Origin of the sequence: Pelagibacterium limicola (genome assembly GCF_015694405.1) — a bacterium.
GTDB lineage: Bacteria > Pseudomonadota > Alphaproteobacteria > Rhizobiales > Devosiaceae > Pelagibacterium > Pelagibacterium limicola.
Map to the genome: position 1 here is coordinate 40,428 of NZ_JADQDB010000012.1, position 21,008 is coordinate 61,435.

Here is a 21,008-nt window from a genome sequence, read left to right on the forward strand (position 1 = left end):
GTGGCTGCATGGCTAATGAGGAATGGAGGGCATGGCCGCGGAAGCGGCGAAAGTGGGGGGAAGTCTTGGCAAAGAAGCGCGTAACTTTGGCCGATGTCGCCCGCCTGGCCGGCCTTTCCACCACCGCGGCATCCATGATCCTGACGGGGCGTCCCGACACACGCCTTTCAGCCGAGGCTCACGCCAAAGTCCACGCCGCCGCCGCAAGCCTTGGGTATCGTCCCAATATCGCTGCGCGGGCGCTGCGCACCGACAAGACCCGGACCATTGCCTTCATTTCCGATTATGTTGCCACCACCCGCTTTGCCAGTGGGCTTATTCGGGGGGCTCTGGCGGGAGCCGAGCAGGCCCAGCACGTAATGTTGGTGCTGGAAACTGGCGGCGAGCCGGCGCGTGAAATCCAAGCCATCGAGGCGGCGCTCGACCGGCAGGTCGATGGGCTGATTTTCGCGGCTATGCGCGCCCGCGAAGTATTTGTGCCCGACATCGCCATCAACGTGCCAACCGTAATGCTCAACGGCACATCTCCGCGCTTTCCGGTTTCGATCCTTCCCGACGAGTACCGGGGCGGCCGCGCCGCCGTCGAACTCCTGGCCGGGGCCGGCATCCGCGAGGGCATCGTGCTCCTGGGCTATAATGAGAAGGAAGAAACGGGCCTCTTTCGCTCCGAAACCGTCACCAACCGGTTGGCCGGCATCCGCGACGCCATGGCGGCTGCCGGCACAACCTTTGTGGCCGAACTCAGTTGCTGGAACTGGGAGCCGGACCATGGCTACGACCTCACCCGGACCGTTCTGAAGTCCCTTAAACCCCGCGCGCTGCTGTGTCTGAACGACCGGTTGGCCTTCGGGGCCTATCAGGCACTTGACGAAGCAGGCCTCGCGATCCCCGAAGATGTCGCGCTGGTTTCATTCGACAACGACGAGATCGCCTCCTATCTCCGCCCGGGGCTAACGACGATCGGGCTCCCCCATGAGGAAATGGGGCGAATGGCGATAAGCCTGCTGCTCGGAACGCCCACACCGGCCAGGGTCCTTGTCGAAATGCCCGTGGTCCTTCGGGGCTCCCTGCCCCGTTAGCGTGCCGGTGACTGTGTCGCTGGGTGCCTGACTATTCGGCACCTTTTATTGATCCTCCACGGGAGACCGCAGCCGGGTTTCGCGCAACGCCCCCATGTCGTTGAGGATCGGATAGGCCACGGAGATCAAGTGGGCGTTGACGCGTTTGAGATCGCGCAGGATGTCCAGATGCAGACCCGATGTCTCTATCGTTTCGGTGCGCTGTTCGCGCAGCCGCTCAAGGTGTCGCTCGGCACTTTCCGCTTCCAGCCGTCGCACGTCCGATTTGCAACCCGCCAGTTGCCGCGCCAATTGGGGATCGCGCGAGAGGAACACGGATTGCGCCATTTGCAGGATTTCGAATGTCCGGTCATAGAACTTGAGAATTTCCGCAAGCCCCTCGGATGAAAACGTCACCCTACGCTTTGCCTTTTTGACCGCCATCTCGGAAAGTCCGCTGTCGATGATATCCCCGGCGTGTTCGAGATTGACCGCATAGGACATGATTTCGGCTGCCCGTTGCGCGTCCTCCTCATCCATCTCCTCACGCCCCAGGCGGGAGAGGTAGGATTTGATGCCGCTGTGGATGCGGTCGATGTCATTCTCGATTGCCCCTAATTGCGAACGCACACTGGTATCAGCGCTCGCGAGAGTGGTCTTCGATGCTTCCAGCATATCGCGCACCATGTCGCCCAGCAGAAGAGTCTCACGCGCCGCCGCCGCCAACGCGATTGCTGGGGTCGAAAGCGCGCTTTCGTCGAGATAGCGCGGACCCGGCCGCGCTCCGGCGGCCTCGGGCATCAGCTTTTCTCCCAGGCGCACGATGGGGCCGAGAAGGGGAAGGAAAATCACCAGCAAGACAAAGGAGAAGCCGATATGGGCGGTCAGGGCCAAGGTCCCGGTATCGGGAACAAAACCCATCAGCCACGGCGCGATAAGACCGGCCGCAAAGGTAAGGATGATAGCCCCGACCGCCCTGATTGCCAGGTTGATCAAGGCCAATCGCCGGGCTTCGATGCCCTCCGCAAGCACGGCAAGATAGGGCGGAATCGCCCCACCGAGATTAGCTCCCGCAACCAGCACCAGAGCTAGTTCCGACGGGATCACCCCTGCCTGCCCGAGCAAGACGACAAAGAGCACCACGGCAAGGCTCGACGAGGCCAGAAAGGCCATCCCTGTTGCGAACAATAACGCAAAGATGGGAGCACTGGAGAGACCGGTGAGGATCAGGATAACGGTTTCGGACGCCCTCACCGGCTCGGTTGCCTGCCCCAGCAGCGTAAGGGCCAAAAGCATCAACCCCAGCCCCAGGACAGCGCGGCCAACACCCTTGCCCGCCGCGTGCTTGGAGCGGGAAAACGTGACGACGCCCGTAAGGATCAGCACGGGCGACAGCCAACGCAGATCGAGCGAAAGCACGAGCGCGGCAAGGCTCGTGCCGACATTGGCCCCCAGCATGATTGCCTGTGCCATAAGGCTCGAAACGAGATCGCGTGCCACGAAGGACGCCGTGATCACCGCTGTCGCGGTGCTCGACTGTACGGCAAGGGTGGCGAACATGCCCACCGCCGCGGCCATCAGACGATTGCCGGTGCTCCGCCCGATCCACATGCGCAACGATGTTCCGAAGGCGCGGAGCATCCCGGTCTTGATCAGCCGCAAGCCCCAAATGAGCAATGCACCGGCGCCTAGAAGATCGATCAGAACCAGAGTCGAGGAAATGTCAGTGCCCCTCCCGAAGGTCCATCGTCTTGCCGCTCCTAACGGTCCCGGAGAATCTTGCACGCCTGTGCAGGACCGTCAACCCGAACCCCGGAAGGGCTCCGATGGTTCCTCGGCAGTGTCGTTTGTCGCGCCGAATAATCGGAGCCGGCAAAAGCACTCTTGCAACCGCCCGCACACCTGTGCAACGTTTTCCAGCGCCATCGACTAGGCAGGGATACCATGAAAACCCCAGTCCGGGCTCGGGGGAAATCCTTCGTCTCGGCCCAGCAGGTCGCCGAACGCGCCGGCGTGTCCCGCTCGGCGGTTTCGCGCACGTTTACCGACGGCGCCAGCGTTTCTCCCGCCACCCGAAAGCGTGTACTCGAAGCCGCCGAGGCCTTGGGCTACCACGTCAATCATCTGGCACGCGGCCTCATCCACGACAGCTCCAATATCGTCTGCGTGATCGGCACCGACATCGCAACGCCCCATCAATCCCGGATGATAGACGCTCTAACGAGACATCTGCAGGCGGCGCAGAAGGTGGCGATGCTCATCAATACCTCGGGTGAAAGCGCCGCCGTAGAAGCTGCCCTGCGCCAAGCCCTCCACTACCGCGCCGACGCTACGATCGTATTATCCGGCCAACCCGCAGCTTCGCTGATCGAAACGTGCCTCAACAATGGCCAGCACGTCATCCTCGTAAATCGCGACGATCCGGTGCCCGGCCCCGAAACGGTCGTCGTCACCAACCGCACTGCAGCGCGCCAGGCTTTCGACATGCTCCGCCGCGCGGGTTGCCAAAAGTTTGCCGTAGTGACTTCGACCGTCGGCACGGCCTCTCTTGTGGCGCGCGAAACGGCGTTCCTTGAAGCGGCCCGGAGTGCCCAGTTCGACGCCAGCGTCATCCGCCTGGGTCCCACCGCCTACGCATCGGGCGCCGAAGCCGCACGCCAGGTGCTTGTCAGCACCAGCCGTCCTGACGGGGTATTCTGCGTCACCGACCTTCTCGCATGCGGATTTCTCGACGTCGCGCGCACCGAATTCGGACTCGTCGTCCCGGACGAAGTCTGCGTTGTCGGGTTCGATGATATCGAGCAGGCTGGCTGGTCCTCCTATCAGCTGACCACTTTTCGCCAGCCGGTCGACCAGATCGCCGATCACGTGGTCGGGCTCCTCCATCACCAACCGGCCGTCCATACCATCCAGCCTCCCACGCGCTTTTCTGCCGAACCTGTCTGGCGCAAAACCGTCCGCCCGCGATGATCAGGCCGCCTCGTACACCGTCCGTCTCAACCGTCTTGCACAGCCGTGCACAAATGCTAAGCTCGTCACATCGCTGTCACACGCGAACACTAAGCCGGAACCAATACCGGACATAAACGGGAGAAACATCATGATCCGCACACTGGCCACTGCCGGCCTCGCCGCCGCATCCCTCATGGGCATGGGAGGTGCAGTCAACGCCCAATCGGGTGAAGTCGTACTCTATTGCGCCGCCGATGAAGCCATCTGCCGCCTTCTTTCCGAATCCTTCCAACGCGAAACCGGCATCAATGTCCTGATGACCCGTAAGTCGTCGGGCGAGACCTATGCCCAGATCAAGGCCGAGGAAGGCCAGCCACGCGGCGACGTATGGTGGGGCGGCACGGGCGATCCGCACCTTCAGGCGGCCCAGGAAGGCCTGACCTCCGTCTACCAGTCTCCAATGCTCTCCGAACTTCAGGACTGGGCTGTCCGGCAGGCCGAAACTGCAGAATACCGCACTGTTGGCGTTTACGCCGGTGCACTGGGCTTTGGCTACAACACCGATATGATCGATCCCGCGGGCGAAGACGCTCCAACCTGCTGGGCCGACTTGCTCGACGAACGTTACCGCGACGAAATTCAGGTCGCCAATCCCAACTCCTCGGGAACCGCCTATACGCTGCTCGCAACACTGGTGCAGATCATGGGCGAAGACGAAGCCTTTGAATATCTCGCTGCTCTTGACGACAACGTATCCCAATACACGAGCTCGGGCTCGGCGCCGATCCGCGCGGCGGGCACGGGGGAAACCTCTATCGGGATCGTCTTCATGCACGATGCCGTCGCCCAGGCCGTTCAAGGCGCACCGATCCACGTCGTCGCCCCCTGTGAGGGCACCGGTTACGAAGTGGGCTCAATGAGCCTCATCGAAGGTGGTCCCAATCCGGAAAATGCCAAGCTCTTTTACGACTGGGTCCTGACCCCGGCCGCGCAGGAACTCGGCGCACAGGCGAACTCGTTCCAGGTACCCTCGAACGTTAACGCGGCAACGCCCGAACAGTCGCCCAATCTCGAGGACATCAAGCTTATCGATTACGATTTCGCGCTTTATGGTTCTTCGGACGAACGCGGCCGGCTCCTTGCCCGCTGGGATAGTGAAATCGGCGCGCGGTGAGGCACGTCCTCGCCGGAATGAACCGGCTCGGCGGCCTGTGGCTCCTGTTGGGGTTGGCCGCCGTTCTCGTCTTGCCCTGGTACAAGGTGGCCGCGCCCCACACCGGTGAGGGCGTGGCGCTTTGGGGTTCGGCCGCCGGCCAAGTGCTGGCCGGCCGCATCTGGCTCTTGCCTCCGGTGCTGGCCATGCTGGCCTTTTCGCTCGTCCGCCTTCGTTCGGATGAACGCTGGCAAAGCCACCCTTCGATTCTGTGGATCGCTGGCGCCGCGGCGGGCCTTTTCCTGCTGCAAGCCTTTGCCATCGGACTGCGGGGGCCGGCATTCGACGCTGTCGGTCAAGTCTTTCCCCTGGCGACGATGGGACAGCCCGGCCTCGGCCTGGGCGGATTTCTCTTTGGCATTGCCATTACCGGGATCATTGCCGACGCGCTGGCGGCGCGCGGCTTCTGCCGCGGCGAGCGATTTGCCGCCAATGCAGTCATATTTGTCGTCGCGCTGCTGTCGCTCTTTGTCTTCTTCCCGATCCTGCGCCTGGGCGGAGCAGCGCTCTTTACCCCCGAAGGGGTCTTTCAGCCCGGCGTTTTCGTCACGCGCTTTACAGCGCCCGATCTTTGGGGCCTCGGATGCTTTGTCGGCCAAGGCCGCTGCGGCGTGGTGATCAACACGCTCATCCTCGGCATTTCGTCGGGCGTACTCTCGACCCTTCTGGGTCTAGCGCTTGCGCTGCTCGTCGCGCGCACCGGCTTCCGCTTCAAAGGGGCGTTGCGGGCCATTTCGATCCTACCGATCATCACTCCTCCTTTCGTGGTGGGCGTCGCGATCATCGTTCTTTTCGGGCGCACCGGATTGGTGACCGGTTGGCTCGAATACCTCTTTGACATTCCGCGCACCCGTTGGATCTATGGGTTGCCAGGTATCCTGCTTGCGCAGGTTCTGGCCTTCGCGCCGATTACCTTTCTTGTGCTCCTCGGAACGATCGAAGCGATCAATCCAACGCTCGAGGAGGCCTCAAAGACGCTCGGCGCCAAGCCGCTCAAGACCTTTCAAAGCGTCACCTGGCCCTTGCTGCGTCCCGGATTGGCCGCAGCGTTCCTTCTCGCCTTCATCGAAAGCCTCGCCGATTTCGGCAACCCCATCGTGTTGGGCGGGGGCTACGACGTGCTCTCGATCAGGATCTTTTTCGCCGTAGTTGGCGCGCGCTATGATCTGGGCAATGCGGCCGTACTCTCGATCATCCTGTTGTCCCTGACGCTAGGCGCATTCTGGCTCCAGACCCGCTGGCTGGGCCGCAAATCCTACGTCACCATAACCGGAAAGTCCGACGCCGGGCTCGTAGCGCCACTGCCCGGCCCCTTGAAGGGTGCAGCTTATGCGGCGGTGGTTCCCTGGGTCGTTTTCACGCTCGGCGTCTACGCGATCATCCTGATCGGCGGAATTGTCAATGACGTGGGCCGCTGGGACCTCACGCCGACCTTTAGACACCTCCTGACTGCCTTCTCTCTCGAGATTGGCCCCGATGGTGTGCAGTTTTTTGGGTCTGCCTGGAATTCGCTGCACACCACGCTTCTCGTTTCGGCAATCGCTGCCCCCCTTACCACCGCGATTGGCATTCTTACCGCCTGGCTCATCTCGCGCCAGGATTTCGCCGGCAAGCGCAGTTTCGAGTTCGGCACCATGCTCAGCTTTGCCGTTCCCGGCACCGTGGTAGGCGTTTCCTACGTGGCCGCCTTCAATGTGCCGCCAGTCGACATTACGGGCACAATGGCGATCCTCGTCATCTGCTTCATGTTCCGCAATATGCCCGTGGGCCTGCGCGCAGGTATTGCCGCGCTCTCCCAGATCGACCGTTCGATGGAGGAGGCCAGCCAGACGATGGGCGCCAACGGGCTTTCCACCCTGCGCACAGTCGTGCTGCCGCTGATCCGCCCCGCGATCTTCACCTCGATGGTCTATGCTTTCGTCACCGCAATGACAGCGGTTTCGGCGGTGATTTTCCTCGTCAGCGCCCGCCACAACATGGCGACAGCCTATATCATGGGCCGGGTTGAAAACGGGGAATATGCGCTGGCCATTGCCTATTCGGCGGTTCTGATGCTGATCATGATCGCCTCGATTGCGCTCATCGGTCTTTTGATCGGCAAGCGCCAACTTGGCCGCCGCACACAGCTGCAGAATACCGCTCCCGCCCTGCCCACCGCCTGAGGATCTCCATGACCGATACCGCCATTGAATTCGTCGACGTGGTAAAGTGTTACGGGGCGGTGACCGCTGTCGATACGATCAATTTTTCCATATCGCGCGGTGAGCTCGTCACCTTCCTCGGTCCCTCCGGCTGCGGCAAGACCACCTCATTGCGCCTGATCGCTGGCCTCGAACTCCCGACCTCTGGCACGGTCCGCATTGCAGGCGAGGACGTTTCCACCCGCGCCGCGCCGGACCGCAATGTCGGCATGGTGTTCCAGTCTTATGCGCTCTTTCCCCATATGAGCGTTATCGAGAATGTAGCCTACGGTCCCACCATTCGCGGCAGCGACAAGAAATCGGCAATCGCGCGCGGCCACGAAATCCTGTCCATGCTGGGCCTCGAGGGGCTGGGCAAGCGCCTTCCTTCCGAACTGTCCGGCGGGCAGCAACAGCGTGTAGCGGTCGCCCGCGCCATCGTGCAGCAGCCCGACGTGCTCCTGTTCGACGAGCCCCTCTCCAACGTCGATGCCAAGCTGCGCCGCCGTGTCCGTGAGGAAATTCGCGATCTCCAGCGTCGGTTCAACCTGACGGCGGTTTATGTGACTCACGACCAGGAAGAAGCCCTGGCCGTGTCCGACCGCATCATTGTCATGAGCAACGGCAAGATCGCCCAGATCGGCACCCCGCGGGAACTCTACGAAAGCCCAAGCTCGCGCTTCGTCGCCGACTTCATCGGCGATGCCAATCTTATCGAGGGCCAGATAGAGAACGGCGCCTTCCGCGCGCCCGGCCTTTCGCTTCCGCTCCCCGCGACGTCCCGGACGGGCCCGGCCGTGATCTCGATCCGTCCCGAGCGGATCGTTCTGAAAAAATCGGGATCGGACGGCAAGGTCAAGTCGGCCAGCTATCTCGGTTCGCGCCGTGAATACCGCGTCGAGACCGCCTACGGCACGCTGCTGGTATCCGCCCCCATTTCCGCTCCGGCGCTAGAGCCGGGTGAAGAAATATCCGTCATTCTTTCACCCGGCGGCTACACGCTTCTTTCCGATGCGTGAACCACCCCAAAGTGCCACGAAGACCAAGCGACCGAAATTGGCGAGAGGTGGGCGGTCAGCTTTTTGTAGCGAGGGCTAATAGGCGCGAATCTTCATCTATCACGTTTTCGGCCAACCGGGCCGCAGCAACGACAGGAAGCCACACCAGGATTCGTTCGGCTGGCCATCCGCTCGCCTGCGCGTAAGCGGCGAGGTACTGATCCGCTAACCAGGGTTCGTGATGCAGCGCCAGCAAGTATGTGCGGCATGCATCTGCCTGCGCCGGCCCCGACGTGGCATCGAGCCAGTCGACGATAAACGGCTCCGCTTCGCTGCCCAGGATGTTCCCGGGATGAAAGTCGCCGTGGCAGAGCCTATCGTCGTTCGAAAGGCTCTGGAGCCGGGAGAGCAGATTGATACGATCCTGAGCGCTCAACTGCGTTGCGCTTTTGATGTTGCTTCATTAGACCGTTTCCGCAGCGGCAGGAATTCGCTTGATCTTCTGTCGAGCCGAAGATCGGCTCTGTATGCCTAGATGAGGAAGGCCTTGAGGTTGCGGCGTTTTCTGACAGTCGTGTTTAGCATTTTCTGCGTGGTTCATGCTCCGTCTGCCTGGGCTGTCGAGGATACAATAATTGAGGCGGCCCGGCAGGCCGAGATCGCGCTTGATGCCCGGGTCGGGCTTGCTATCCACGATACCGGCAGCGGTCAGCGCTGGCTCTACAACGCCCATGAGCGGTTCCCGATGGCCAGCACGTTCAAGGTCCTCGCATGCGGGGCACTGCTTGCGCGTATTGATGCGGGTGAGGAGGATGGAAGTCGATTGATCCCGATCAATCCGTCAGATCTCGTCACCTATTCCCCCGTGACCGAAGGGTGGGTAAACGAGGAAGCAACGCTCGACGACCTTTGCGCGGCCACGATGCGCACGAGCGACAACACGGCAGTGAACAAGGTGCTTGAGGCACTCGGTGGACCAGAGGCGCTGACATCATTCATGCGGTCCCTGGGCGATGAGGTTACACGACTGGATCGCTGGGAGACAGAGCTCAACCAGGCCACGCCGGGTGATCCACGCGACACGACCTCGCCGGCAGCTATGGTGAATTCACTTCAGGCTCTGGTTCTCGGCGACGTATTGACCGCAACCTCACGCGAGACGTTGACGGAATGGCTCGTGGCCAACGAGGTGGGCGGACCGCCGCTGCGAGCGGGCATACCCGACAACTGGCGTATCGGTGACAGGACAGGAGCGGGAGGGCACGGCACGCGCGGAATAACTGCCGTCATCTGGCCACCGCAACGCGATCCCCTCATAGTCGCGATCTATATCACCGAGACCGAGGCAGAAATGGATAAGCGCAACGAGGCGATTGCCGGTATTGGCCGGGCGCTGGCGGATTGGGTAAGAGCTGCGCCGTAACCAAGGCTTCGTCCACGGTGGCCCAAATATTGGGGCGTTGGCGCGCTTTGCGCCGACCCCCCATTTTGAGATATGTCCCGCGCGCGCTCTTTACTCTTAAACAGATTTCGCAGCCGGGAATTGCGTGGTCGATGAAGCCCCAAAGCTTGAGTTCGACATCGCCGGGTGTCGGGACCGAAATTATCTTGGCGGGTCGAACTTTTCAGACCGCAGATCGTCATTTGGGTCATCGGCAGAGGATGCTGGACAACAGCAGATCTAGCGCAGTACGGAGACCCCGGTCCCTCATGAGCGCCGACCCGATTGTTTGTTCCGCAAAGGCAATCCAGCGTTATCTCAGGAGCTGAAGGACGTGGGTTCGGCTTGACGACGGACCAGCTTCCCGCTCGAGGTAGAAGCCGGGGAGAAGTGCCGCCTAGCGTTCCACCTGCAAGGTGCGTGTTCGCACAAAGCCCAGCAAGCACCCGCCCAAGACCAGGATTAACCCGAAACCTGCTATCACGGACACGTAAGAACCTGTGAAATCATATGAATAGCCTGCAATCATGGGTGCTGCCATGGTCCCGGGCACCTGCAGCATCATCAAGCTACCCTGGACAGTCGCAAACTGCCCATCGCCAAAAAGTCTCGAGCACAGCACGAGAACCAGCAGTGTTGGCGCGCCTGCCGAAATGCCCAGGGCGAACACCACGATCAGCATTGCACCAAAACCCGGTGCAAGCGCGAAGCTACCGATCGCCAGCCCTTCCAGCACCAGAAGACCTCCAAGGATGAACGGCAGAATCTGGGCATCCACTCGATCGGCAACAAAACCACTCAGCAGCCGCACGGGGATCGAAAGCAGGATCATTGCGCCGAACAGAGACCCCGCAAATACCGGATCAAGCCCATAATCGGTCATCAAAGGCACAAGGTGAATGGAAAGTCCCGTGGTCACCGCCGCCTGGACGGCAAAAGCGACGGCAACGATCCAGAATGCCGGCCGGCCCAAGATGGTGCGCATCCTCTGCCGGTCGGGAACCGGAACGGGTTCGAGGTCAGGGGCCGTCCGCCCGGGCACAGGCGGCGGGATCAGACGTTCGGCACGAAACCAGATGAGAGGAACCGGCACGAGCAAGGCCATAAAACCCGCCCAGGCAAGGCAGGTCTGTCGCCATCCGATTGTTTCAACCATGACCGTAACGACGGGAACCAGTAGTGAACTGACCACTGCCGCGATAGAAAACCGTACAGCTAGCGCCATGCCACGTTTGTGTTCGACTGCAGCGACCACCAGCTTGTCGAGCGCCACGGTAAACCCCACAGCGACGCCTGCGGACAGCAGCAGCGACCACGCCAGATAGAGCCCGACCTCGTTCTGTACGAACCCGAGGGCACCAAGTCCGATCGTGGTGAGGACCATGCCCGCAGCAACGATCCAACGCGGTCCAGAGGCATCGGTGATGCGTCCGACAATTGGGGACGATATTCCGGCGACTAGCCGTCCCAGACCAATGGCGGCGGAGACCGTTCCTCGACTGGTATCAAGATCGACCGCGAGCGGCTTGAGCAGAGCGGAAACCGCAAAGGCCGCAAACCCGTGCCCAAAACCTGTAAGCGCCCCCGTGGTTGCGACCAGCCCCCATGGGGTTCTCTGCTGTCGGCTCATAGATTGGGCAGCCACAGCACCAATATCGGGAAGGCAATCAGAAGTCCGACATGAAGCACATCGGCAGCAACAAAAGGCAAGGCGCCCTTGAATATCTTGTCGAGCGGGATGTCCTTGGCCACGCCTGACAAAATGTAGACGTTCATCCCCACGGGTGGCGTGATCAGCGCGATCTCGGTCATGCGGACCACCAGGACACCAAAGAGGACCGCGTCAAAACCGATTGTCGTGATGAGGGGGAAAAATAGCGGAATCGTCAGCGTCATCATCGCCGATGCATCCAGCACCATTCCCAGAACCAGATACACGCCAAGCACCAAAAACAGGACCACCATTGGAGAGAACCCGCCATCGGTGACGAAATTGACGATGTGCATCGGGATCGTGCTGGCCGTTATGAAGCTGTTGAACACCAGCGCCCCGAATAGAATGCCAAAGATCATCCCGGTGGTCTGGAGGGTCGCATATATGGCTTGCTTGGCCGTTGCCCAGTTCAACCGGCCACGTGCGACCGATACGATGATCGCGCCGAAAGCTCCGATCGCTCCTGCTTCAGTGGGTGTAAACCATCCCAGAACGATCCCGCCCATGACGAGCCCGAACAAAAAGATCACTTCCCCGGTACTCCGTAGCGCCCGGACCTTTTCCATGAAGGTGAATTTTGGTCCGCGCGGCCCGGCATTAGGATCGAGCCGGCACCAAATTGCGATGGTGACGATGTAGAACAGGGCCAGCAGGATGCCCGGTACGATGCCGGCGGCAAACATCGCCCCGATCGAGGTCTCGGTGAGTATGCCGTAAATAATGAACATCCCGCTAGGCGGGATCAGCGCACCAATGGTACCGCCAGCCACGACGCTGCCCGAGGCCAACGACACGTCGTAGTTATGCTTGCGCATTTCAGGCATGGCGACCAGCCCCATGGTAGCGGTCGTAGCCAGAGAAGATGCGGAGACTGCAGCAAACCCCGATGAAGCCCCAATGGTGGCCATCGCCAGTCCCCCACGTCGGCGGCCAAGCCATTTTGCGGCGAAATCATAAAGATCGCGACCGATCCCGGAGGCAAACAAAAGATGTGCCATAAACAGGAACAGTGGAATTGTGCCGATGGCGTGATTGGTGGCCAGATTGAATGTGGTGACCCCGATGCGCACGATTGCCGCATCGAAGCTGACTAGAAAGGCAAAACCGGCAAATCCCACGAGTCCCATGGCAAACCCGATGGGCATGCCGAATCCGATGAGCGAAAACAGGATCGCAAGCCCCAGAAAGCCGACGGTGACTGATGTCATAATTTAGTATCGAGCCTCTTGGATTGATCCTGGAGTTCTTTTCCGCTCAAGAGCTTGATGCCCTGCCAGACCAGAACGATCACCAGCAGCACAATCGCAGCGGCCATGGTCCAGCGGAATGGCGCGACCGGCACATTGATGATTGGGGACAATTCGCCTTGCGCACCGCGGCGGATGGCTTCCCGGATCGTTGCCCAGGCAACGAAAACCCAGAACAGCGAGCCAACGATCAGCATGAGGGCATTGATCGCATGTCGGAGCCGAACATTTGCGATTCTATCGACAAACAGAACTACCCTTGTGTGCTCGTTCTGCATAGCCGCATATGCCAGCGAGAGCGAGACCGCAGGAATAAGCAGGAGTTCGGACAGCGAATATGTGCCCGGGAATGCGATCGACAGCGCGCGAAACACCACAGTCGTGACCGTCAGGGCCATTAACGCGAGAATGCTGGCTACCCCGAGAATTCCGGCACCCTGACATATGCGCGTGAGTATCGTATCGAACCGCTGCATGAGCGCCTCCGCTCCCGTAGCCGCCCCTGGCACACAAATGTGCGAGGGGCGGACATTTGGTGTCAGTCTTCGATAGCCGAGCGAATTCTGGCGAGAATTTCAGTTCCCGGCAGCCCGATTGAATCAAGTTGTTCCGCCGTGGCCCGGGCGGCTGGCACGAAGGCCTCGGAATACTCGGCGATAACGACAGGATCGACCTCGTTGAATATCACACCCTGCTCTTCACCATATCGGCGGCCCGCATCCTCGGACTCCTGAGCATAGTCGAATGTGGCGCGTGTCCACCATTCGATATTGTCATCGAATACCTGCTGGATATCTTCAGGCAGGCTGTCCCAGACATTCGCATTGATCGCGCGGGACGGATAAGCCCCACGCGAGTGCGGCAGCTCGGAATAATAGCTGATCACCTCAGCAAAGCTGAGCGAGCGAAGCGCTTCGTATGGCGCGATCACGCCATCGAGAACCCCGCGTTGGAGCGAAGGATAAGTGTCGGTCATTGGCATGGTGACGCCTTCCGCTCCATGTGCGGCCAAAGCGCCAATATAGTCGACCGCCGAGCGGATACGCAGGCCCTGGAGATCGGAAATCTGAGTGAACGGTCCATCACGCAGCATCAGATGCATAGGCGTGCCCACATTGTAGGCAAGCACCTTCACCCCCTCAAGTTCCTCGGCAAACTGGGGATAGTCCTCCCAAAGCCCGAGATAGACGTCGAGCACTTCGAGCGCGTCGTCATATCCATAAAAGAATTGCGGGGTCAGTCGACTTAAGTCGTACCCCGAACTGGCATAGATAGGCGCGATGAAAGCGATATCGGCAACACCTGCCGCCAACTCGTCCACACCTTCACGCGAATTGATGAGCGCACCGCCCCAGAAAGGGGTGATCTTCACACGCCCATCGGTCTGCGCGTGAATACGCTCGATCCACTCTTCATCGGCCTGCCCATAGGGGTGGGTCGGAGAATACGTGGTCGAATAGGTCAATTCGAATTCAGCGGCCGTAACCGCATTTGCCGCGAGCGAAAGCCCGGTGGCAGCAAGCAAGGTCAGTGAAAGTTTTCTTATAGTCATGAGGTCTCCTCCCAATTTTCAAAGACCGGTGAAGAGCAAGGCACTCCCTTATGCGCCCTGCCCGGAAAGTTGCTTGATCTGTTCGGTGTCAAGCCCGATACCTGACAGAATATCGATCGTGTCCGCACCGGGCGCCCGGCCCAGATTGGCGATTCTCGTCTCACCGCCTACGCGGACCGGTTGACCCAACTGGCGTATCGCGCGTCCATCCGATCCTGGATGCGAGATCACCATCCCGCGTGCTTGGTTGTGAGGGTCGGTGAGCGCTTCGGCTACCGAAAGCACCGGGGCGAACTGGGTGCCCGCGGCTCCCAAAATTTCGAGCCATTCTGCTCGATCTTTCGAGGCGAAAATCTCTTCGAGCGCGCTCCGGATTTCGGCACGCCGCTCGGTGTTGTGCTGCTCGGGTATAAGATCGGAACGCCCCACGGCCTCGCAGAACTTTGCCCAATAGCGCGGCTCCATATCGGTGGTACAAAGGAAGGAGCCATCCCGAGTTTTCCAAAGCCCCATGTCCGCGCGGCGCGACCCACGAGGGGGAATTTGAGAAACGTCGGGATGGCGGGAGAGTACATTAACCAGCAGGCTCATTGCGCAGTCGCTCATGGCCACATCCAAATGCTGGCCATGCCCGGTCATTTCGCGCGCGCGCAAGGCCGCGAGTATGGCAAACGCAGCGTGCGTCCCGGTGATCACGTCGGCGGCAGGAATACCGGCGAAGTTCGGGGCCTCGGGATCTTCGCCGACACGCGACTGCACTCCCGCGATTGAAAGGGCGATAGGGTCGTGACCGGGCTTGTCTCGGTAAGGCCCCGATTGCCCGCACAACGTCAGTGAGGCATAGATCAGACGCGAATTGTCGGCGCTTAATGCGTCGTATCCCAACCCCAGTGACGCGAGAACTCCCGGACGATAATCCTCGACCACGATATCGGCTGTCGCGACCAGCGCCTTGATTGCTTCGAGCGCCTTGTCATCCCCGATTTCAAGCATGATGGAACGCTTATTGCGTGCCAGAATGTCGGTCTCGCGCAAGCGAAGGCGTTCCTGGTCCGAGAGCCTATCCCAACCAAAGACTTTCGCCTGTTTGGCGATTTCACGCGGGTTCTCGATGCGGATAACGTCCGCGCCCATATCGGCCAATAACCACGTACAATACGGACCCGGCAGGAACTTGGAAAAGTCAATGACGCTCAGGCCTTCAAGCGGCAAGCTCATCGCCCCCCCCATCCTTCAAACTGCGATGCGGGAATCGGGGCCTTCAAGACACGTTCCGACCCATCCATGGCGTCACAATGAAACATCGGGCCAGGTAGATTGATCACCTTGCCGGTCTGCTCGTCAGTTACAGGCACAAACAGCCCGCGCACCTTGAGATGCTCGCTTTCGCGCACGTCACGCGGCTCGGCAATTACGGAAAGTCCCCAGCCCTTCTCAAGCGACCAGGCGCCAAGTTGCTGCCTTGTGTTTTCCGCAAAGAATGCGCCAACAATCGCTTGCCAGCGCTCGATCGTTTCCTGGGGCGTGTCGGCAACAAGGGTATTGTCCCAATCAATGTCGCTTAGCTCGCCTGAGCAGCCTTGGTCGGCCATTACCGAAACCAAGGCTCGCATCATCGAGGGGTTGTCGATCATGGACCAGGTAACGTGCCCGTCCTTGCATGGCCAGATCTGGCGCACACCGGACTTCCCCCGCACCAGCATGTTGCCTTGGCGGCGACCGATTCGGCCGGTCCATTCATACATGACCGCTTCGCGATAATTGGCAAGCGTCGCGCTCTGGAACGCCGAAAGACTCGCCTGCTGGCCGTGGCCCGTAGCGCGGCGAGCATACAGCGCCAGAAGAGCAGCGGTGGCGGCCTGAATTCCCGTCAGCACATAAGCTTGCCGGCCTGGAAACTTGAGCGGAGGACTTTGCGGATCACCTGTCACGTGCATGAGCCCGGAGAGTGCAAATAGCGTTAGATCTGTTGCCGGGCGCCGGGCGTAAGGACCTTCGCTCGAAAACGGGGTAACCAGAACATGAATGGTTTCCGGGTTGCCGCTCAGCGCCTCGGCAAGGCCGAACTTGTCTCCCAGCCGCTGTCCATCGAGAACGATGTCGGCTTGTCGTGCCAGGGCCACAATGGCATCCCGGGAGTCGGCATTTATGCGCGTCTTGCCGTGATGGATAGCAATGTCGGCCTCCGGTCGACTTCCGCTCACCGAAACGGAAACGACGTCGGCCCCCATCTCGGACAGCATCCGGCCCCCGAAATCGGTCAACCCGTCCGCAATTTCCAGAACCCTGATTCCCTCGAGCAGATTCATGCCAGGGTTCCCTCGGCAATGAGGGACTCAATCTCGGATCCATCCAGCCCGAGCATTTCGACAAACACTTCGCGATTATTTGCCCCGAGGAGAGGGGATGGCCCCACGGACCAGGGAGTTCTGGAAAGCCTGTAGGGCGGAGCCGGCATATTGGCTTTTCCCAATATGGCGTGATCGGGATTTTGAAAGTGGCCTGCGGCGATCAGCTCGGCATTATCCTTGATTTCGCGACCGTCCAGAACCGGCCCCGCGGGAACCCCGACTGCCGAAAGGCGATCGAACAGCGCGAACTTGTCAAAAGTGGCGGTGGCTGAAGCAATCGCCGCCGGGCTCAGCTGATCTGCGGCAATGCCGAGTGCGCTTTCAAGCGCACGGGCCTGCACATCCGTCTCGACAGCAATTGCTATCCACTGATCCTCGCCAAAGGTTGGAAAGACCCCATGGACAAGAAATGCAGGATCGTCATTGCCGTTCTTTAGCGGATTGTCCTGGGCGTAAAGATCGCCAATGACCTGCACCATCGGCTCGATCTGGGAAACGTCGAGATGCTGCCCCTGCCCCGTTCGCGATCGGAATTCTAGCGCGCCAAGGATAGCAACTGTCAAAAACATTGGCGCAACGACATCGCCATAGGCCAGCGGCGGCATATGGGGATCGCTGTTGGGATAACCTGTAAGAGCAGCGTGACCAGAGTGGGCGGCAGCGGAATTTCCGTAGCCTCGAAATCCGGCCATCGGCCCCGTCTTGCCGGCGACTGATACGCTGGCAAGAATGATGTCTGACTTGATGGCCTTAAGCGCTGCGTAGTCGAGCCCGATCCGCTCCATGAAACCCGGTCCGAAATTTTCGACGACCACGTCGGCCCACCCGACCAGCTTTTTGGCAATTTCGACACCGCGCCGGTCGCCCAGGTTGATGGTTACCGATTTTTTGGAGGTGTTGGTCTGGGCAAAAAACGCCGAGCCATCGACATCGCTTGGATCGCCCGCGAAAGGAGGAGAACGACGTCCGAGATCGAGACGTTTGTGCGATTCAATCTTGATCACGGTCGCACCGTTGTCCGCCAGGTCCTTGGTCGCCCGCGGACCGGCTCCAACCCAGGAGAAATCGGCGATTTTCAAGCCGTCCAGCGCGCCCATCCGGCACCTCCACTTTTATCGCCAGCGTCAGAGCGCCAATCATATTATCTAGAATAATAGTTCAGTAAGTGAACTAAGTCAATTCTTTTCCGCCAGCACAGCATCGAGCACAGGCGAAATCCGCCCGACCATGGCCTCGCGATCCCAGCGGCGTCGGTCGACCATGTCCGACCACACCTCGATGACGCGTATGCCGGCCTCTTCGAGCGCCTTTTTCGCAAACAGCGACCCATGTCCGGAAAATCGGTCGTGCTCGGGAATCAACATCAATGCGACGTCGATCCGGTATTTCCTGGCCTGCTCGACCATCCACGCATTGATCCAAGGGGGTTGGTGGAGTTGCTCGTTCATTGCCGACACTCGGGCTGCGAGCGCGCGAAGCGGATCGCCGTGATCTTTCCGGATATATCCGTCAGCTGCGAAAGGCAGGTACATTGACCAAGCGAATACCGCGCCATGGCTGTCCTCGAACGCCGAGTAAAAGCTCGTGTCGAACCATAGCCCTGCGCCGATCCACATCATGCGGATCTTTTCGTTCTCGACCACCGCTTGCCCGGAAATAACCCGCTCCTCCAATTCGTCTCGAAAACGCGTGGCATGTTCGATGGCCCAGCCCGAACCGCGATGCCACTGGGGGATCATCACATTGGGGATCTGTTCGGAAATGCGGATCGGGCAGCGGGGCGCGTTTGCAATGAGATCGCTGGCCTGCTCAAAAATCTGTTCCTGGGCGTTTATCGCTTCCATGTATTGGGAGAAGCTTTGCCTGTCGAACCCCGCGCCCGTCACCGCTTCGAGTCGATCGATCAGCATTTCGAACTCGGCGACCATGAGATCAAGCCGGTCGCTGCCATAGAGCGTTTCCCAATCTTCGCGCGCCAACTCCCACCATCGGGGATGAGGGTTCGGCACCCCGGGAGAGGATAAAAGCACCAAAGGAGCGCCTGTCTTTTCTGCCCAAAGACCGAAGATTTTCTGATGATCGTCAGCGCTTTGACGCGCACACAAAATGGCGGGTCTGGGCAGACCGCCCCAAGGCTGACGATCGACATTCCCCTCAAGTTCGGCAATCAGAGGCAAGCTCGAATACCGGGCCAGTCGGTCGTGAAAACCCAACTCTACCATATGATCGAAATAGAATTCCGAAAGCTGCTTGGCCGAGATGATCGCGGACCACCACTGGTTGGTCACGATAGGCAACCCGATATGATGGAAAAGCTCGTGCGGGGTATCGGCATTGACGAAGGCGTATCGAGCGCCCGAGGTGATCTGCGCACGCAACCCCTTGGCCCATTGCCGTTGATAGTCCGTTGCGATTGCGCTCGATTGGAGGGGTTCATAGGTCGGAGTCATCAGAAACCCTCCAGACTTGCAGCAATAGCCTTCAAGGACTCTGCCAGCCATTGCTCGTCAGGCTCCGGATCGCGGAAACCGAGATTGATAAATCTCGTTCCACATCGTTCCAACTGCGCAGCCAGGCTGGGAATCTCCCAGCCGAATGTGTCGTCAGTCTGGGCAAGCTGGCACACCACGATATCGCAGCGCGCGGTTGTCAGAGCCTCAACCAAAGCGGTGCGATGAAGGCTCGCAGGGGTGATCCGGGGACAGAAGGGATCCGCAGCCAAAGCGGCGAGGATGGCGTCGATCTCTTCCGCTCCAGCCAAATCGAGCGGCCACATCTGCCCCCAGGGCTGAAGGTCGCAGACAACCGGACCGATACTCTCGAGCATTTCATAGGTCGCGGTCGAAGCTAAAGCTGACCCCACCAGCCCGATGCGACAACCGCTCGCAGGCGATCGCACCTTGACGCCCTGGGCGCGTTCGAGCAAATCGGCATGCTCGGAGGCAGACATGAACCTTCCCGCGTTGCGCCATCGCATGGCGGTTCCCCCGGACATCGTATTACCAACAGTTTCCTGAAGGGCGCCCAATAAACGCGATTGACGAGCCTGCTGCTGGCCAGCATGAGCGAGCGCCAGAGAATCGGGAGGCGTCAATCCAATTTCTTTCAGAAACCCAAATAGTCGGTCGGCCTGCCTGCGGTTGAAATCGCGTACAGGCACTGAGTCGGTATGCACGAGATTCCAAAGGAACAGAGGCGGCACACCCTTGTCGGCCTGCCCTTGGCGAACCCATTCGGTGGCGTATTGATAGGCAATCAGTGCAGATGCGTCGTCGCGAGGGAATATAATTGCGCGATAGGGCGAAAACGCACCGTCAAACAGCCTTCTGAGAAACCGACGGACTTCCGCGTCCACAAATGGTTCGATCACCTCGTCAATCGGAGAACGCTGCCCTCCAGCGTTTTGGCGAGACCCCATCGCAAGTTGCACCGGGATCGCACCAGCCGCTTCTATAAGAACCTCGGGCGCGCAATTGCCAAACACGCCAACGCAAGGGGCGCCATGGCGCCCCGCATAAAGATCGCGCTGGTCGAAAGCATCTGATAGCGCTACCGCGGCACCGCTCGCGTCTGGGGTTACTATAACGGGCAATACATCCTCCCTGCCTTATAGTTCATTTTATGAACTATCGTGAATGCCGTCAAGCAGTCCGGAAGCAGGTTTGACAGCCCAGCATGCGCACGGTACTCACCGGTGACCGACTGCAAGGGGCAAGGCGATGACCAACGGCGTGCCGGCCGACCGGACAGATACTGTTACGCTAGGGCCCTTGCGCGAGAACCTACCCTTTCTCACACGAGCGCTGCGGGCCTATATCCGGGCTGAAAACGCCGAATTCTTTGCCGAATTCGAAGCCGAGCAGGGCGAAATCGTTGTCTTGAGCGTCATCGGGCTCAATCCGGGCATCTCCCAGAACGATCTAGCAGCAATCCTTGTCTTCAAGAAATCCGCCATCACCAAGCTCGTCAAGGAACTTGAAGCGCGCGGACTCGTGGAACGTGCCAAGGTTGCCGCTGACAAGCGCTACAATGCATTGAAACTCACGGAAGTCGGCGAGGCGAAATACAAAGCCATGGGGGATCGTATGGTAGCCCAACACGCTGCCTTTCTTGAGCCTTTTGATGAATCCGAGCGAGCGACGCTTTTTGCCTTGCTTAATCGGCTTTACGCCCATTTCGGGGAACGCCATGCAAAGCGGACCGGCACCAGCAGCGCAATCGTCGGCTCCGCAGACGACTGATCGTCTTGACATGCGAGTCTTTATTAGTTCATTAAATGAACTAATAAAGGGAGGACACATC

At 59.9% G+C, this 21,008-nt stretch carries 18 protein-coding genes; 7 read left to right on the top strand and 11 right to left on the bottom strand.

The features are described 5' to 3' along the window. Window positions 1-65 precede the first annotated feature (65 nt). Window positions 66-1,079, top strand: coding sequence for a LacI family DNA-binding transcriptional regulator (locus tag I2G20_RS16905; protein ID WP_196260914.1), 1,014 nt, complete (start codon window positions 66-68; stop codon window positions 1,077-1,079). A gap of 45 nt (window positions 1,080-1,124) precedes the next feature. On the opposite strand, the gene I2G20_RS16910 is transcribed toward I2G20_RS16905, so the two are convergent. Beyond that, complete coding sequence (locus I2G20_RS16910; RefSeq protein ID WP_246473161.1) at window positions 1,125-2,735, bottom strand: Na/Pi cotransporter family protein; 1,611 nt, start codon at window positions 2,733-2,735, stop codon at window positions 1,125-1,127. 267 nt (window positions 2,736-3,002) lie between these two features. Here I2G20_RS16910 and I2G20_RS16915 point away from each other — a divergent pair, with 267 nt between their 5' ends. The 4 genes from I2G20_RS16915 to I2G20_RS16930 all read left to right on the top strand — a co-directional run bounded on the left by I2G20_RS16915 (window position 3,003) and on the right by I2G20_RS16930 (window position 8,422). Continuing rightward, entirely contained in the window at window positions 3,003-4,028 is a 1,026-nt protein-coding gene (locus tag I2G20_RS16915) for a LacI family DNA-binding transcriptional regulator (protein ID WP_196260915.1), read from the top strand. 130 nt (window positions 4,029-4,158) lie between these two features. After that, window positions 4,159-5,184 (top strand): ABC transporter substrate-binding protein, encoded by a 1,026-nt coding sequence (locus tag I2G20_RS16920; protein ID WP_196260916.1) that lies wholly within the window; start codon window positions 4,159-4,161, stop codon window positions 5,182-5,184. Continuing rightward, the gene (locus tag I2G20_RS16925) at window positions 5,181-7,385 is read left to right on the top strand and encodes an ABC transporter permease (RefSeq protein WP_343070362.1); all 2,205 of its coding nucleotides are present in this window, start codon (window positions 5,181-5,183) and stop codon (window positions 7,383-7,385) included. Before I2G20_RS16920 ends, I2G20_RS16925 begins: the two co-directional genes overlap by 4 nt. Before the next feature lie 8 nt (window positions 7,386-7,393). Beyond that, the gene (locus I2G20_RS16930; RefSeq protein ID WP_196260918.1) at window positions 7,394-8,422 is read left to right on the top strand and encodes an ABC transporter ATP-binding protein; all 1,029 of its coding nucleotides are present in this window, start codon (window positions 7,394-7,396) and stop codon (window positions 8,420-8,422) included. A 55-nt stretch (window positions 8,423-8,477) separates the two neighbouring features. Here I2G20_RS16930 and I2G20_RS16935 read toward each other — a convergent pair whose 3' ends face one another. Continuing rightward, window positions 8,478-8,837, bottom strand: a complete 360-nt coding sequence (locus tag I2G20_RS16935) for a phosphotransferase (RefSeq protein ID WP_196260919.1) — start codon at window positions 8,835-8,837, stop codon at window positions 8,478-8,480. A gap of 99 nt (window positions 8,838-8,936) precedes the next feature. Between I2G20_RS16935 and bla the strand changes: the two genes are divergently transcribed. Beyond that, window positions 8,937-9,824 (top strand): class A beta-lactamase, encoded by an 888-nt coding sequence (bla, locus tag I2G20_RS16940; RefSeq protein WP_196260920.1) that lies wholly within the window; start codon window positions 8,937-8,939, stop codon window positions 9,822-9,824. A 415-nt stretch (window positions 9,825-10,239) separates the two neighbouring features. Here the strand turns inward: bla and I2G20_RS16945 are convergent, their stop codons facing one another. The 9 genes from I2G20_RS16945 to I2G20_RS16985 form a co-directional block, all read right to left on the bottom strand. After that, window positions 10,240-11,472: an MFS transporter gene (locus I2G20_RS16945; RefSeq protein ID WP_196260921.1), complete on the bottom strand. Its 1,233-nt coding sequence runs from the start codon at window positions 11,470-11,472 to the stop codon at window positions 10,240-10,242. Beyond that, window positions 11,469-12,764: a TRAP transporter large permease gene (locus I2G20_RS16950; RefSeq protein ID WP_196260922.1), complete on the bottom strand. Its 1,296-nt coding sequence runs from the start codon at window positions 12,762-12,764 to the stop codon at window positions 11,469-11,471. Before I2G20_RS16950 ends, I2G20_RS16945 begins: the two co-directional genes overlap by 4 nt. Further along, entirely contained in the window at window positions 12,761-13,279 is a 519-nt protein-coding gene (locus I2G20_RS16955; RefSeq protein ID WP_196260923.1) for a TRAP transporter small permease, read from the bottom strand. The genes I2G20_RS16950 and I2G20_RS16955 overlap by 4 nt, the downstream gene beginning before the upstream one ends. A 62-nt stretch (window positions 13,280-13,341) precedes the next feature. Then, complete coding sequence (locus I2G20_RS16960; RefSeq protein WP_196260924.1) at window positions 13,342-14,355, bottom strand: TRAP transporter substrate-binding protein; 1,014 nt, start codon at window positions 14,353-14,355, stop codon at window positions 13,342-13,344. A 48-nt stretch (window positions 14,356-14,403) separates the two neighbouring features. Continuing rightward, the gene (locus I2G20_RS16965; protein WP_196260925.1) at window positions 14,404-15,573 is read right to left on the bottom strand and encodes a CaiB/BaiF CoA transferase family protein; all 1,170 of its coding nucleotides are present in this window, start codon (window positions 15,571-15,573) and stop codon (window positions 14,404-14,406) included. Next, window positions 15,570-16,664 carry a CoA transferase gene (locus tag I2G20_RS16970; RefSeq protein ID WP_196260926.1) on the bottom strand — a complete coding sequence of 365 codons (1,095 nt, stop codon included), beginning with the start codon at window positions 16,662-16,664 and terminating at the stop codon, window positions 15,570-15,572. The genes I2G20_RS16965 and I2G20_RS16970 overlap by 4 nt, the downstream gene beginning before the upstream one ends. Continuing rightward, a complete protein-coding gene (locus I2G20_RS16975) occupies window positions 16,661-17,803 on the bottom strand; it encodes a CaiB/BaiF CoA transferase family protein (RefSeq protein WP_196260927.1) in 1,143 nt (380 codons plus the stop codon). The genes I2G20_RS16970 and I2G20_RS16975 overlap by 4 nt, the downstream gene beginning before the upstream one ends. A 78-nt stretch (window positions 17,804-17,881) precedes the next feature. Continuing rightward, on the bottom strand, window positions 17,882-19,156 hold the full coding sequence (locus I2G20_RS16980; RefSeq protein WP_196260958.1) for a 2-hydroxyacyl-CoA dehydratase family protein: 1,275 nt from the start codon (window positions 19,154-19,156) through the stop codon (window positions 17,882-17,884). Continuing rightward, a complete protein-coding gene (locus tag I2G20_RS16985) occupies window positions 19,156-20,298 on the bottom strand; it encodes a 2-hydroxyacyl-CoA dehydratase family protein (RefSeq protein ID WP_196260928.1) in 1,143 nt (380 codons plus the stop codon). The genes I2G20_RS16980 and I2G20_RS16985 overlap by 1 nt, the downstream gene beginning before the upstream one ends. 127 nt (window positions 20,299-20,425) lie before the next feature. On the opposite strand from I2G20_RS16985, the gene I2G20_RS16990 reads away from it, so the two are divergent. Beyond that, on the top strand, window positions 20,426-20,947 hold the full coding sequence (locus tag I2G20_RS16990) for a MarR family winged helix-turn-helix transcriptional regulator (protein ID WP_196260929.1): 522 nt from the start codon (window positions 20,426-20,428) through the stop codon (window positions 20,945-20,947). Window positions 20,948-21,008 lie beyond the last annotated feature (61 nt).

Bases quoted from the DNA above. Each gene is read 5' to 3' on its own strand.
- I2G20_RS16915 (WP_196260915.1), top strand. From the start codon at position 3,003: ATGAAAACCCCAGTCCGGGCTCGGGGGAAATCCTTCGTCTCGGCCCAG.
- I2G20_RS16920 (WP_196260916.1), top strand. From the start codon at position 4,159: ATGATCCGCACACTGGCCACTGCCGGCCTCGCCGCCGCATCCCTCATG.
- I2G20_RS16930 (WP_196260918.1), top strand. From the start codon at position 7,394: ATGACCGATACCGCCATTGAATTCGTCGACGTGGTAAAGTGTTACGGG.
- bla (WP_196260920.1), top strand. From the start codon at position 8,937: ATGAGGAAGGCCTTGAGGTTGCGGCGTTTTCTGACAGTCGTGTTTAGC.
- I2G20_RS16945 (WP_196260921.1), bottom strand. From the start codon at position 11,472: ATGAGCCGACAGCAGAGAACCCCATGGGGGCTGGTCGCAACCACGGGG.
- I2G20_RS16950 (WP_196260922.1), bottom strand. From the start codon at position 12,764: ATGACATCAGTCACCGTCGGCTTTCTGGGGCTTGCGATCCTGTTTTCG.
- I2G20_RS16955 (WP_196260923.1), bottom strand. From the start codon at position 13,279: ATGCAGCGGTTCGATACGATACTCACGCGCATATGTCAGGGTGCCGGA.
- I2G20_RS16960 (WP_196260924.1), bottom strand. From the start codon at position 14,355: ATGACTATAAGAAAACTTTCACTGACCTTGCTTGCTGCCACCGGGCTT.
- I2G20_RS16965 (WP_196260925.1), bottom strand. From the start codon at position 15,573: ATGAGCTTGCCGCTTGAAGGCCTGAGCGTCATTGACTTTTCCAAGTTC.
- I2G20_RS16970 (WP_196260926.1), bottom strand. From the start codon at position 16,664: ATGAATCTGCTCGAGGGAATCAGGGTTCTGGAAATTGCGGACGGGTTG.
- I2G20_RS16975 (WP_196260927.1), bottom strand. From the start codon at position 17,803: ATGGGCGCGCTGGACGGCTTGAAAATCGCCGATTTCTCCTGGGTTGGA.
- I2G20_RS16980 (WP_196260958.1), bottom strand. From the start codon at position 19,156: ATGACTCCGACCTATGAACCCCTCCAATCGAGCGCAATCGCAACGGAC.
- I2G20_RS16990 (WP_196260929.1), top strand. From the start codon at position 20,426: ATGACCAACGGCGTGCCGGCCGACCGGACAGATACTGTTACGCTAGGG.